The organism is Chryseobacterium oryctis (assembly GCF_025971925.1).
GTDB lineage: Bacteria > Bacteroidota > Bacteroidia > Flavobacteriales > Weeksellaceae > Chryseobacterium > Chryseobacterium oryctis.
The window spans coordinates 206,633-219,833 of the sequence record NZ_JAPDHV010000003.1; the positions used below are offsets into that span (position 1 = coordinate 206,633).

The following is a 13,201-nucleotide window of genomic DNA, read 5'->3' on the forward strand; positions in this document are numbered from 1 at the left end:
AAGCTGTTGAATTTCAACAGCTTTTATTTTTTAATTATTTATATGAAAGTGCTTTGGAAAAGCATCTTCAGGTTTCATTCTAAAAATATTCAATAAAATCCAAGACTTTAAGAAGCCATATCCGTAAGAAAACATTTGGATATAAGTAGAAATTACCGCCATTCCTGCAATACTGATATTTTTAGTCACAATAGTTGCGTGTAGTAAAACTAAAAACGTATACAAACCATAAAATGCAAGAATAATTCCTTTTCCTAAAATAAAATATTCCAAAAAACCTAAAATATATCCCAACAGAAACAGCGTAGGAAAAGCAAACGAAATTTTCACATAATTAGGATGCCTTTGATTAAGAATCGGCCTTGCACAACCAAACTGATACACTTGTTTCGAAAACTTTCCAAAATCTACTCTTCTTTTGTGGTATACAGCGATGTCATCAAAAAAAGCAGTCTTATATCCATTTTCCCAAAGTGTCATCGACAAATCCGGATCCTCTCCTATTCTCATCTCAGAAAAACCTCCAACTTTATTGAAAACATCTTTCTTTACTCCCATATTGAAACTTCTGGGCTGAAACTTTGAAACCGCTTTTTTATTACCTCTAATTCCTCCCGTCGTAAAAACCGAAGTCATAGAATAAGAAATGGCTTTTTGCATCAAATTAAAGCCTTTATGCGCTTTATCTGCTCCACCAAAAGCATCACACGGGATTTCAAGGATATCTTTTTTAATATTCTCGATATAATCTTTTTCTACAATCACATCGCTATCCACAAAAACCAACCAATCATTTTCCGCTCTTCTGGCTCCGTAATTCCTCGTTAATCCCGGACCTGAATTGTCTTTACGGAAATATTTGATATTTAAAATTGATTCAAAGTTTTTTATGGTTGGCTTTAAATCTATTACTGAACCGTCATCTACAATAATGATTTCAAATTCTTTATCCGTTTGAAAGGTAAGAGAATTTAATAATTCAAAAAGTTCATCTTTTCGATTAAAAATAGCAACGATAATGGAAATTGTAGGATTCAAATCTGAAAATTTTTCAAAATTACTTATTCAAGAAACAATGCGCAAATCCTTAACAATAATTATATCTTATATGAATATTCCCGATTTAAAATAGATGTAAAAAATCAACGAGACAAAAAACAATATCATAGAAAAACTGAAAAACAACCATTGAAAAATACTTTTAAAATAATACTTTCCTAAAACGTACAAAATGAAAAATACCAACATTGAAGTCGCCAAACCAATCAATGAAGCAACAACAATGGTTTGAACATAATTTTCAGAAGGCAAAGGGGTTTTAAAAACAAAAAATAATAAAACGGTAGAAATAAGAAGAGATATTACACTTATTTTTTCGGTAAGATATTTTGTCTTCCTTTTTGTATGTTTATCATCATAGCTTACCTTGGAAGAGGAAGAAGAACCGCTTAATACATTAAGTACATCACCGATGAATCCAAAAAAATCAAAAAAATCCCAGTTCATAATTTGAGTTTCGATAAAAATAAAAAATCTCCCTTAAAAAGGAAGATTTAATTATAATTAATTCTCTAATTTATGTACTTTTTTAGTTCCTTCGTACATTTCATATTGTAAAAATCTGGTTTCCAATTTACCATTGAAAAGTTTGATTTTTCTTGAAGGGCGAAGTCCTATTTTTTTCACAGCTTCCAAATCAGAAGAAATAAGCCAAGCCAATGTGTTGGGATAATGTGTTTTGAATGTATCCCCTATTTTCTTGTAAAAATCATCATCATTAATAGAAATTCTCTCATCATAAGGTGGATTAAACACCATCAATAATGGGAAAAGTTCTTTTTTAGAATCAAAGAAGTTTTGTTTTTTCACTTCTATTACATCCTCCATTTCAGCGGCTTCGATGTTTATTCTTGCTGCATTTATCATTCTGGCATCGATATCATAACCTACAATTTTCCCTGTAAATTCTTTGATTCTACCAATTCTGAATTCTTTGATTTTTGTAAATAAGTCAGCATCATAATTTTTCCAATTTTGGAAAGCAAATCTTTTTCTGAAAATCTGAGCCGGAAGATCCATCGCAATCATTGCAGCTTCTATCAAAAGTGTTCCGGATCCACACATTGGGTCTAGAAAATTTCCTTTTCCGTCCCAACCCGCCAATTGTAGCATTCCACTGGCCAAAACCTCATTAATCGGAGCTTCACCTTGTTCTCTTCTATACCCTCTTTTAAACAAAGGAGCACCCGAAGAATCCAAAGAAATGGTTATCAATTCTCTGTCAATATGCAAATGAAATTTTATATCAGGACTTTTAGTCTCAATACTAGGACGTTTTTTAAACTTTTCCTGAAAATAATCTACAATAGCATCCTTCATTTTCAACGTTACAAATTGAGAATGTTTGAAGGTTTCCGAGTTTACCGTTGCATCAATTGCAAAAGTCTGATCAACATCCAAAAATTTTTCCCAATTGAATTTGAAAAGCCTATCATAAAACTGGTGCTGATTAAAAGCTTTAAACTCATGAATCGGAACCAGAATTTTCAAAGCCGTTCTCGCCGAATAATTGATTTTATAAAGAAAACCAAGGTCTCCTTCGCAATTTACCGCACGATTTTTAACTTCAACTTTTCGTCCACCCAATTTTTTAATTTCTTCTGCCAAAATTTGTTCCAGCCCGAAGAATGTTTTTATCTGAATTTGTAAATTTTCTGTATCCATAAATAATAAATAAAAAGGCTATATATCTAAAGGCTAAAAGTTTACACATTTAATTTTCTAATTAATTGAATCTTTCAATCCTTTAATGTTTAAAATACTTTACCTTTTACCGCACAAATTTAGTTATTTTTGCATTATGGAATGGTTTGAATCTTGGTTTGATACCCCTTATTATCATTTACTTTACAGTAACAGAGACTATACAGAAGCAGAAAATTTTATCACGAAACTTACTGCAGATTTAGAATTACCTAAAAATTCTAAAATCATTGATCTCGCATGTGGAAAGGGAAGACACTCTGTTTTTCTTAATAAATTGGGATATGATGTTTTAGGATTAGATCTTTCCAGACAAAGTATAGAATTCGATAAACAATTTGAAAATCAAACCTTAATTTTCGATGTTCATGATATGAGAAACCCAATTGATGCAGATCCTATGGATGCTGTTTTCAATTTATTTACAAGTTTTGGGTATTTTGATAATGAAAATGACGACAAAAAAGTTTTTCAATCAGTTTACAATGCTTTGAAGCCGAGAGGATATTTTGTTTTGGATTATTTAAATGAAGAATTTGTAAGAAGAAGCATCGTTCCTGAATCTACCGTTATTCGTGGTGATATCGAGTTTAAAATTGTAAAGAAAATTGAGGGCAGACATATCGTAAAAGATATATATTTTGAAGCAGAAGGAAAGCCTTTTCATTTCTTTGAAAAAGTAAAACTTCATACATTGGAAGCCATTAATTCTTATGCCACAGAATGTGGTTTTGAAAGAATAAAAATCTGGGGAGATTATCAATTGAATGAATTTAATAAAGAAACGTCTCCTCGTTGCATCAATTTATTTAAGAAAAACTCATGATAACAGTACTTTTACTGATTCTAAGTGTCGTTGTAGGTGTATTTCTTGGAAAACATTTTGGAAAGAAAGAAAAACTGGCAAAAAATCTCCTGATTTTAAGTGCCGGATTTTTGATTACCATCTGTCTGAATGAAGTTTTTCCTCAAGTTTACGCTTATGAAGGAAGTTATAACCTGGGAATTTTTGTAATTGCAGGTGTTTTATTGCAGATGATTCTTGAAGCCTTAACAAAAGGTTTCGAGCATGGGCATTTTCATCATCATAACGATCATAGTATTCTTCCTGTTGCTTTAATGGTTGGGCTTTTCGTGCATGCATTTATTGAAGGAATACCATTAGCAAATGAAGAGCATGAATTTTCACCCTATCTTTTAGGAATTGTTTTCCACAACCTTCCTATTTCATTTATTTTAGGAGCTTTTTTATTTAACGGAAAAGAAAAATCGAGGTCTTCTTCTTTTCCTGCTTTATTAATTATTGCTTTATTTGCTTTAGCTTCACCAATGGGTATGTTATTAGGAAATTATTTCAATCCTGATTTACAGCCTTATTTCTTGGCTATTGTAGGCGGAATATTTTTACATATTTCTTCCGTAATTATTTTCGAAAGCAATAAAAACCACAATATTGATTGGGTAAAAATAGGACTTGTAATTTTAGGTGTTGCTCTAGCTTTAGTACTGCATCTTTTCCATGAACACCCTCACGCAGGTCATATTCACTAAAGAACAAAATAATATACCATAAAAAACTCCGAACTTTTACAGTCCGGAGTTTTTGTTTTTATTTTCAAAGTTGATTAGAATTTCCAACCAAAAGTTATGAAGAAATTATTTCTGTTGCTTTTCACATCAGATACAATATATGAACCACTTTCTATTGTTCTTGTTGAAGAATAATAAGCTGAATTGATTCCGTTGTTTGTATCAAGAATACCATACATAAAAGGGTTGGTATACTTAGATGATATATTCTGATAAGTAGCGTCAATATAGAATGATTTGAAATCATATCCTAAACCAAAAGACAATGCATTTCTATCACTTAAAATAAGATTGCTGTATGATTGGTCAGAAGCTGTTCCATCATTGTTAAACTTACTAACTGTCAATGCATCAATTGGGCTTGAAGCATAAGCATAACCACCTCTTAATCTCAATTGTTTCAATCTATATTCAGCACCAATTCTTAATTCTGAAAGATTTTTGTAATTATCTTTGAAGAAATTATTAATTTCTACATCTGCTCCACTATATTCTTTATACTTAGGCTTTGTTAATCCTAAAGTATAATCAACATCTAATGAGAAGTTTTTATTAGGAACAAATGCTGCACTTACACTTGCTTTAAGTGGTGAAGTTAACCTTCTGTCTTCAACAGCCGAACCATCTCCGTAAACAGAATCATTATAAAAATTATAACCTCTGTCAATATTCCAGAAAGTAGGAGTTTCAATAGATGCACCTAATCTGAACATTGGTCCGACTTTACCAATTACACCTAATGACGCTGAAAAACCATTTGATCTTTCAGAAAAAGGTGTTTCATTTTTATCGAATAATTCTGATGCACCATTTGCTGTAGAGTTAAACCTAGCTGTATCATACTGATCAATACTAGCATTTAAAAAGTTCAATCCGGCACCAATATAAAGACTGTTATTATAATTTGCTCCTACTCCAACACTTGTTTTAGAAAGGTATCCCGTTCTGTTGTAAGCGTGTCCTCCAAAACTTGAGCTATCATTATTAGCAATATCAAAATCGTAAATTATATTAGTATTTCCAGGAGTTTCGATATAATTATCTAGTGACTGATTAGAGAAATTAACCCCTATATTCACAAATTTCCAAGCACTTTCAGATAATAATTGAAAAGTCATTACTGCTCCAATATTACCAATATCTCCCTGAGTTTTATTATACCCTAATGACGAGTTTCCTAAAGTTGAAGTATTTTTATAATTTGAAATAGATAAAGTCCCTGAAACCTCGCCCGAAATAGCAACACCTAAACCTGCAGGGTTTGTCAATAAAGAACTGGCATCACCACCCAAAGCTCCGTTCGCACCTCCCATCGCATTAAACTTTGAAGAACCAACCATAGGTGAGCCAGAATACATTTCGATTGAATTCCTTATTATAGATACATCCTGAGCCTGTGCAAAAAATGCAGCAGAAATACTCATTAATACTAAAGATTTTTTTAACATTATATTTTAATAGTTATTACGTTTAAAAATACAGACTATCTTCTGAAGCCTCCGCCTCCACCACTGGATCTCATTCCTCCACCTGAAGAACCTCCACTTCTGAAACCTCCGTTTGATCCTCCATTAAAACCTCCACTATTACTGTTTCTAAATCCTCCATTATCATATCTAGGTTGAGATTGTTGTGGTTGTGACTGCTGTTGATAATTATAATTAGGTCTTGTTTGACGGAAACCTCCAGAAGACTGATTTCTAGTTCCATTTACGTTTCCTTGTCTAAAGCCTCCACTATTGCTATTTAGAGAACCAGAATTTCTAAAACTTCCTGTATTAGAGTTAGAGTTTCTGAAACCTCCACTATTTCTAATTATCGAATTTTTATTACCATTACTGTTTGTAAAACCTCCATTATAGCTATTTCCATTCATACCGCTTCTTCTATAGATTGGTCTATTATAATATCCGTTGTAATATCCATTACCCCAGTATCCTCCACCATACCATCCTCCATAATAAGGATATCCGTAGCCATAATAACCACCCCAAAACGGATCATAATAGCCTCCCCAATATGGTGAGTAACCCCAACCCATATTCCAGCTATTCCAACCCCAGCCCCAAGAAAGACCAAAGTTCCATCCTCTATTCATCCCCCAATATGGGCTATACCATCCTCCCAAACCCCAAGGATATCCCCATCCCCAAGAATTGTTATAGTAATTGGTTTGAGAGCCGACATAAGCTCCCCAATCAGAATCTGTTGCAGCAGTATTCACATTATAGTCATTCCAAGAGTTATATTTATTTTCTCTGGAATTCACCTCTGCATTTTGAATAAGAGTATTATCGTTTTGACTATAATCATAGTATTCTCCTACTCTGTTTCCGCCATCATTTATAATTACACCTTCAGGTAGGGTATCTTTATTAGGGTCGTAATATACCCCGTCTGTCTCACTGTACCCCCCCATTTGAGCACCGCAAGAAACTAAAAGTAATCCGCTTGACACTGCTAAAATACCTTTTGATTTTAACATACCAAGCAAATTTTTATGTATATTTCTTTTCATGATAACGTAAAGATTTTTAATTTAATTTATATTTGCAATCTGTACCAAAAATGTACCAAAACACTCGTAAAAATATCTATCAAAAATAGATTTTTATTTTTAGATAACAATAATAAGCAAAAGTTAAAAAAATTAAAAAAAATAATGGCAAAATTAACCTCAAGAAGCGAAGACTACAGCAAATGGTATAATGAGTTGGTGGTAAAAGCCGACTTAGCTGAAAACTCAGGAGTAAGAGGATGTATGGTTATAAAACCTTATGGCTATGCAATCTGGGAGAAAATGCGTGACGAAATGGATAAAAAATTCAAAGAAACAGGTCACGTTAATGCTTATTTCCCGCTTTTTGTACCCAAAAGCTTGTTTGAGGCAGAAGAAAAAAACGCAGAAGGTTTTGCTAAAGAATGTGCAGTTGTCACTCACTACAGATTAAAAACCGATCCTAATAACCCTTCAAAACTTATTGTGGATCCGGATGCTAAATTAGAAGAAGAATTAATCGTTCGTCCAACTTCAGAAGCTATCATTTGGAATACTTATAAAAGCTGGATTCAATCATATAGAGACTTACCTATATTAATCAACCAATGGGCAAATGTCGTTCGTTGGGAAATGAGAACACGTCTTTTCCTTAGAACAGCTGAATTCTTATGGCAGGAAGGGCACACTGCACATGCTACAAGAGAAGAAGCTGTGGAAGAAGCTGAAAAAATGAATAAGGTATATGCTGATTTTGCAGAAAATTTCATGGCAATTCCTGTAATTCAAGGATTAAAAACTCCATCTGAAAGGTTTGCCGGAGCAGATGAAACATACTGTATCGAAGCATTAATGCAAGACGGAAAAGCTCTTCAGGCAGGAACTTCTCATTTCTTGGGTCAGAATTTTGCGAAAGCATTCGACGTAAAGTTCACCAATAAAGAAGGGAAAATAGAACACGCTTGGGCTACATCATGGGGAACTTCAACTCGTTTGATGGGAGCTTTAATTATGACCCATTCTGACGATTTGGGATTGGTATTACCTCCAACTTTAGCTCCGATTCAGGTTGTTATTGTTCCTATATTTAAGGGTGAAGAACAATTGGAACAAATCAGTGAAGTTGCATTGGATATTCAGGCTAAATTAAAAGCGAAAGGTATTTCTGTTAAATTTGATAACGATACACAGAACAAACCAGGCTGGAAATTTGCTGAATACGAGTTGAAAGGAGTTCCTGTAAGAATCGCAATGGGACCAAGAGACTTAGAAAACGGAACAGTAGAAATAGCAAGAAGAGATAATTTAACTAAAGAAGTTCAGCCAATTGAAAACATTGACGTTTATATTGAAGAATTATTAAAAACCATCCAAAAAGATATTTATAATAAAGCTTTCAACTTCAGAAAAGATCATATCACCAAGGTTGACACCTATGAAGAATTTAAAAAAGTTTTGGAAGAGAAAGGAGGCTTTATCTATGCACATTGGGATGGAACAGCCGAAGAAGAAGAGCAAATCAAAGAAGAAACTAAGGCAACAATTAGATGTATACCATTAGATGATGACATTGAAGAAGGTATTTCTTTAGTCTCAGGAAAGCCTTCTAAGAGACGAGTTTTATTCGCAAAAGCTTACTAATAAATTTAAAAAATCTTTAAAAATCTTTGTAATTTTTAAAGATTTTTTTTTGAAAATGATATTTGGACTGTTTTTTGTTTAAATTTATATCAACATTAATCTTAAAATAATTTATTATGTCTTTAAATGTTATTGATTTAATTAAAGGACAACTAGGTCCCGCATTGGTATCTCAAGCTGCGTCTCAGTTTGGAGAAAGTGAATCAGGTATTTCAAAAGCAATAGGAGGTTTACTTCCTGCTGTTTTGGGAGGATTAGCAAATAACTCTGATAATCCTGGAGTTTTGGATGCTATTACAAACGCTTCTTCTAGCGGAATTTTAGGCAACTTATTAGGAAGTTCTTCTAATAATTCTATAATTTCTACTCTTTTGTCCTCAATTTTCGGCGACAAATTAAGTGGGTTAGTAAATACAATTGCTACTTTTTCAGGAATTAGTAACAACTCATCTAGTTCTTTACTAAATTTAGTTACAGGAGCTACATTAGGTTCTATCGGCAAATATGCAGCTGATAATAACTTAGACAAGTCAGGTATTTCTAGCTTATTAGGTGAACAAAAAGGGATTATTTCTTCTTTATTACCTGCTGGATTGTCTTTAGCTTCATTAAACTTTGGGGATTGGGCAAAAGGATTTGGTTTTGGCAATGACAATGACACTGTAAAAGAAACAGTTCATGAAGCACCAAAAGTTGAAACTACAAGAAGAGCAACACCTACTGAAACTTATTCAAACGGAAATAACAATGAAGGCGGTGGCGGTTCCATCTGGAAATGGCTTCTGCCACTTTTACTATTGCTTGCAGCAGGATATTTCCTTTGGAAACAATGTGAAAAAAATAAAGACACTACCACTACAACAACTACAGCAGATTCTACGGCAGTTTCAAGTGATTCAGCGACAGTTTCTACAGATACAGCACCTGTAACAACATCAAAAGTTGATGAAGATATTGATTTAAACGGTACTGCTCTTAAAGGTTACAAAGGAGGAATGGAAGATCAAATGATTACATTCTTAAAATCTGATGCTTACAAAAACGCAGCAGACGACAGTGCTTTAAAAGATAAATGGTACGACTTTGACCATGTAAACTTTAAAATAGGAAGTGCAAGTGAATTAGAGGCAGGATCTGAAGGTCAGCTACAAAATTTAGTTGCTATTTTAAAAGCTTATCCAGATGCAAAAATTAAAATCGGTGGATATACTGACAAAACTGGTGATGAAGCGAAAAACGTAAAACTTTCTGGTGATAGAGCAACATTTATCAAAAACTGGCTAGAGAAACAAGGAGTAGGAGCTCAAGTTCTAGAAGCAGAAGGATACGGAAGTAAATTTGCAACTGTAGACGCTAGTGCTTCTAATGAAGAAAGAGCTGTTGACAGAAAAATGTCTGTAAGATTCGCAAAATAAATTCTTTAGAATAAATAAAAATTGAATCCCGAAAATTATTTTTCGGGATTTTTCGTGCCTTCTGATTTTGTATTTACATTTATTTAATTAAATTTGTTAGTCAATTCTAACAATTAATGAATTTAAATATAAAAAACGCTTGGCGAAAAAACAAAACATCGCACTCATTATCTGAAGTTTATTCATCTGTAAAAGTTCCGAAAAATGGAAGTTTTTGGAGGAAATATCTTGCATTCGCAGGTCCTGGACTCATGATTGCCGTAGGCTATATAGATCCCGGAAACTGGGCAACAGATATTGCCGGAGGTGCTCAATTTGGCTATACTCTACTGTCTGTAATTTTAATTTCGAATATTTTCGCAATGGTTTTACAGCATTTATCTGTGAAACTGGGGGTTGTTGCAGAAAGAGATCTTGCACAAGCCTGTAGAGACCATTTTCATCCTACAACCAATTTTATTCTTTGGATTTTTTGTGAAATTGCAATCGCAGCCTGTGATCTTGCAGAAGTTATAGGTTCTGCCATTGCCTTGAATTTACTTTTCCATATTCCATTGACTTGGGGAATTGTTATTACAACTATTGATGTGTTAATTATTCTTTTATTACAAGCCAAAGGTTTTCGCTGGATAGAAAGTATTGTAGCAGGTTTAATGTTTATCATTGTTGCATGTTTCGGATATGAAATTATAATTTCGAAACCTGCTTTTAATGAAATTCTTGGAGGATTGGTTCCCCAAAAGGAAATCATTCAAAATCCCGCAATGCTTTATATTGCCATCGGAATTTTGGGAGCAACTGTAATGCCTCACAATCTATATTTACACAGTAGTATTGTTCAAACAAGAGATTATCCTCGTAATAAAGAAGGTAAAAAAGAAGCCATTAAATTTGCAACGTTAGACAGCACAACTTCTTTAATGTTAGCATTTTTCATTAACGGGGCAATTTTAATTTTGGCAGCCGCTACTTTCCATACGACAGGAAACAAAGATATTGCAGACATTCACGAAGCTCACAAAATGTTAACCCCTATTTTAGGAGCTTCTATGGCAAGTGTAGCTTTTGCAATTGCTTTATTGGCATCGGGACAAAACTCGACGTTAACAGGTACTCTTGCCGGACAAATCGTAATGGAAGGTTTTTTAAACATAAAATTAAAACCCTGGTTAAGACGTTTAATTACAAGATTAATTGCCGTAATTCCAGCTTTAATTGTAGCCATTCTTTACGGTGAAAAAGGAACAACCGAATTATTAGTTCTAAGTCAGGTAATTTTATCTATGCAACTGAGCTTCGCCGTTGTTCCATTAGTAATGTTTACAAGTGACAAAGCTAAAATGGGTGAATTTGTAAATAAACCATTTTTAAAGACATGTGCTTGGGTAATCTCATTTATTATTATTATTTTGAATCTCTATCTTTTATACCAAACATTCTTTGGAGAATAGAAATATCTGACGAAATGTCCTGATTTATTCTTTGGCAGAATCTTTGTCAAACAATTATGAAAATAAATATTGAATTATGGAAAATCAGGATATAAACGAAGAAAGCATCAATAATCAAGAAGATACAACTGTTCAGAATGAAGCAATAACTGAAGAAAATGTGACAGCAAAGCCAACTGCAGAGGAACTTTTGGCAGAAGAAAAAGATCGTTACATCAGATTATACGCCGAATTTGAAAACTATAAAAAGAGAACTTCAAAAGAAAAAATGGAGTTTTTCCAGTATGCTAATCAGGATATGATGATTTCTATGCTTGCTGTTTTAGATGATTTTGAAAGAGCTTTAAAAGAAATTGCTAAAAACGGAAATCCTGCCGACCTACAAGGTGTTGAATTAATTTATCAGAAATTCAAAGGGAAATTAACTGAAAAAGGATTAAAAGCAATGGAAGTAAATGCTGGAGACAGCTTCAACGTAGACTTCCATGAAGCTATTACTCAAATTCCTGCTCCATCAGAAGAATTGAAGGGTAAAATTGTAGATGTAATCGAAACTGGTTATACTTTAAATGAAAAAGTAATCCGTTTTGCGAAAGTAGTAACAGGTAATTAATATTAATAAATGATAAATGCTATAAGCCGTCAGCTTCAAGCCCAAGCATTCATTTATCAATAACAATTATAAAAACATGTCAAAAAGAGATTATTACGAGGTTCTTGAGATAAGCAAATCTGCATCAGCCGACGAAATAAAGAAAGCATACCGAAAAATGGCTATCAAATACCACCCAGATAAAAATCCGGGTGATAAAGCTGCTGAAGAAAAATTCAAAGAAGCTGCTGAAGCCTATGAAGTTCTAAGTGATGAACAAAAGAGAGCAAGATACGACCAGTTTGGTCACGCTGGAGTTGGCGGAAACGGTGGCTTTGGCGGTGGTGGTTTCGGTGGCGGAATGAACATGGAAGATATTTTCAGTCAGTTTGGAGATATTTTCGGTGGAGGTTTCGGTGGATTCGGAGGTGGCGGCGGAGGTCGTCAGCAAGTAAAAGGTTCTAATTTAAGAATCAGAATCAAGCTGAACCTTGAAGAAATGGTAAATGGAACCCAAAAAACCATCAAAGTAAAAAAAATGAAGATGGCAGAAGGTGCCACTTCAAAAACCTGTCCTACTTGTAATGGTTCCGGAGTTCAGGTAAAAATCATGAACACCATGTTTGGTCAAATGCAGACACAAACAACCTGTGGAACATGTCAGGGAATCGGGAAAGTTGCTGATAAAATTCCGGCGGGTGCGAATGCTCAAGGTTTGATAAAGGATGAGGAAGAAATTACTATCAATATTCCAGCAGGAGCAAGAGACGGAATTCAGCTAAATGTAAGAGGAAAAGGTAATGACGCTCCTTTCGGAGGAACTCCGGGAGATTTATTGGTTATTGTAGAGGAAGAAGTAGATAATACAATAAAAAGAGAAGGTGATAACCTCCACCAAGAATTGTATATTTCTTTTGCAGAAGCTGCTTTAGGAACTAAAAAAGAAGTCCCTACGGTTGGTGGAAAAGTAAAAATCACTGTAGATGCAGGTACCCAATCCGGAAAAATTTTAAGATTAGCAGGAAAAGGTCTTCCGAGTATCGATAGCTACGGAAAAGGTGATATGTTTATTCATATCAACGTTTGGACACCACAAAAATTAACGAAAGAACAAAAAGATTTCTTCGAAAAACAAATGTCTAGCGGAGAAATGGTTGCAGAACCATCCGGAAAAGAAAAAACATTCTTCGATAAAGTGAAAGACTTATTCAACTAACATATAAAAAGGATTCTTACAGAGTCCTTTTTTGTT

General features: G+C 33.7%; 12 protein-coding genes. 7 read left to right on the forward strand and 5 right to left on the reverse strand.

Features of this window, described 5'->3' with window-relative positions:
* Positions 1–30: 30 nt before the first annotated feature.
* The 3 genes from OH806_RS07930 to OH806_RS07940 all read right to left on the reverse strand — a co-directional run bounded on the left by OH806_RS07930 (position 31) and on the right by OH806_RS07940 (position 2,724).
* The gene (locus tag OH806_RS07930) at positions 31–1,038 is read right to left on the reverse strand and encodes a glycosyltransferase family 2 protein (RefSeq protein ID WP_264743143.1); all 1,008 of its coding nucleotides are present in this window, start codon (positions 1,036–1,038) and stop codon (positions 31–33) included.
* A 66-nt stretch (positions 1,039–1,104) separates the two neighbouring features.
* A complete protein-coding gene (locus tag OH806_RS07935; RefSeq protein ID WP_264743144.1) occupies positions 1,105–1,506 on the reverse strand; it encodes a branched-chain amino acid ABC transporter substrate-binding protein in 402 nt (133 codons plus the stop codon).
* A gap of 57 nt (positions 1,507–1,563) precedes the next feature.
* A complete protein-coding gene (locus tag OH806_RS07940) occupies positions 1,564–2,724 on the reverse strand; it encodes a THUMP domain-containing class I SAM-dependent RNA methyltransferase (RefSeq protein ID WP_264743145.1) in 1,161 nt (386 codons plus the stop codon).
* A gap of 136 nt (positions 2,725–2,860) precedes the next feature.
* On the opposite strand from OH806_RS07940, the gene OH806_RS07945 reads away from it, so the two are divergent.
* Together OH806_RS07945 and OH806_RS07950 are read left to right on the forward strand one after the other, a co-directional pair.
* Complete coding sequence (locus tag OH806_RS07945) at positions 2,861–3,589, forward strand: class I SAM-dependent DNA methyltransferase (RefSeq protein WP_264743146.1); 729 nt, start codon at positions 2,861–2,863, stop codon at positions 3,587–3,589.
* Positions 3,589–4,314 (forward strand): ZIP family metal transporter, encoded by a 726-nt coding sequence (locus tag OH806_RS07950; RefSeq protein ID WP_264743470.1) that lies wholly within the window; start codon positions 3,589–3,591, stop codon positions 4,312–4,314. The genes OH806_RS07945 and OH806_RS07950 overlap by 1 nt, the downstream gene beginning before the upstream one ends.
* Positions 4,315–4,388: 74 nt before the next feature.
* Here the strand turns inward: OH806_RS07950 and OH806_RS07955 are convergent, their stop codons facing one another.
* Positions 4,389–5,801, reverse strand: a complete 1,413-nt coding sequence (locus OH806_RS07955) for an OmpP1/FadL family transporter (RefSeq protein ID WP_264743147.1) — start codon at positions 5,799–5,801, stop codon at positions 4,389–4,391.
* Positions 5,802–5,836: 35 nt separating this feature from the next.
* The gene (locus tag OH806_RS07960; protein WP_264743148.1) at positions 5,837–6,871 is read right to left on the reverse strand and encodes a prolyl-tRNA synthetase; all 1,035 of its coding nucleotides are present in this window, start codon (positions 6,869–6,871) and stop codon (positions 5,837–5,839) included.
* Positions 6,872–7,015: 144 nt separating this feature from the next.
* Between OH806_RS07960 and proS the strand changes: the two genes are divergently transcribed.
* From proS to dnaJ, 5 genes are all read left to right on the forward strand, one after another.
* On the forward strand, positions 7,016–8,491 hold the full coding sequence (proS, locus tag OH806_RS07965) for a proline--tRNA ligase (protein WP_264743149.1): 1,476 nt from the start codon (positions 7,016–7,018) through the stop codon (positions 8,489–8,491).
* A 116-nt stretch (positions 8,492–8,607) separates the two neighbouring features.
* Positions 8,608–9,906, forward strand: coding sequence for an OmpA family protein (locus OH806_RS07970; protein ID WP_264743150.1), 1,299 nt, complete (start codon positions 8,608–8,610; stop codon positions 9,904–9,906).
* 116 nt (positions 9,907–10,022) lie between these two features.
* A complete protein-coding gene (locus tag OH806_RS07975) occupies positions 10,023–11,357 on the forward strand; it encodes an Nramp family divalent metal transporter (protein ID WP_264743151.1) in 1,335 nt (444 codons plus the stop codon).
* Between the two features lie 73 nt (positions 11,358–11,430).
* Complete coding sequence (locus OH806_RS07980) at positions 11,431–11,970, forward strand: nucleotide exchange factor GrpE (RefSeq protein WP_406567616.1); 540 nt, start codon at positions 11,431–11,433, stop codon at positions 11,968–11,970.
* A 76-nt stretch (positions 11,971–12,046) separates the two neighbouring features.
* Positions 12,047–13,165, forward strand: coding sequence for a molecular chaperone DnaJ (gene dnaJ / locus OH806_RS07985; RefSeq protein WP_264743153.1), 1,119 nt, complete (start codon positions 12,047–12,049; stop codon positions 13,163–13,165).
* The last annotated feature ends 36 nt before the right edge of the window (positions 13,166–13,201 follow it).

Coding starts and splice junctions, on each gene's coding strand:
- OH806_RS07935 (WP_264743144.1), bottom strand. CDS start 1,506: ATGAACTGGGATTTTTTTGATTTTTTTGGATTCATCGGTGATGTACTT.
- OH806_RS07940 (WP_264743145.1), bottom strand. CDS start 2,724: ATGGATACAGAAAATTTACAAATTCAGATAAAAACATTCTTCGGGCTG.
- OH806_RS07945 (WP_264743146.1), top strand. CDS start 2,861: ATGGAATGGTTTGAATCTTGGTTTGATACCCCTTATTATCATTTACTT.
- OH806_RS07955 (WP_264743147.1), bottom strand. CDS start 5,801: ATGTTAAAAAAATCTTTAGTATTAATGAGTATTTCTGCTGCATTTTTT.
- OH806_RS07960 (WP_264743148.1), bottom strand. CDS start 6,871: ATGAAAAGAAATATACATAAAAATTTGCTTGGTATGTTAAAATCAAAA.
- proS (WP_264743149.1), top strand. CDS start 7,016: ATGGCAAAATTAACCTCAAGAAGCGAAGACTACAGCAAATGGTATAAT.
- OH806_RS07970 (WP_264743150.1), top strand. CDS start 8,608: ATGTCTTTAAATGTTATTGATTTAATTAAAGGACAACTAGGTCCCGCA.
- OH806_RS07975 (WP_264743151.1), top strand. CDS start 10,023: ATGAATTTAAATATAAAAAACGCTTGGCGAAAAAACAAAACATCGCAC.
- dnaJ (WP_264743153.1), top strand. CDS start 12,047: ATGTCAAAAAGAGATTATTACGAGGTTCTTGAGATAAGCAAATCTGCA.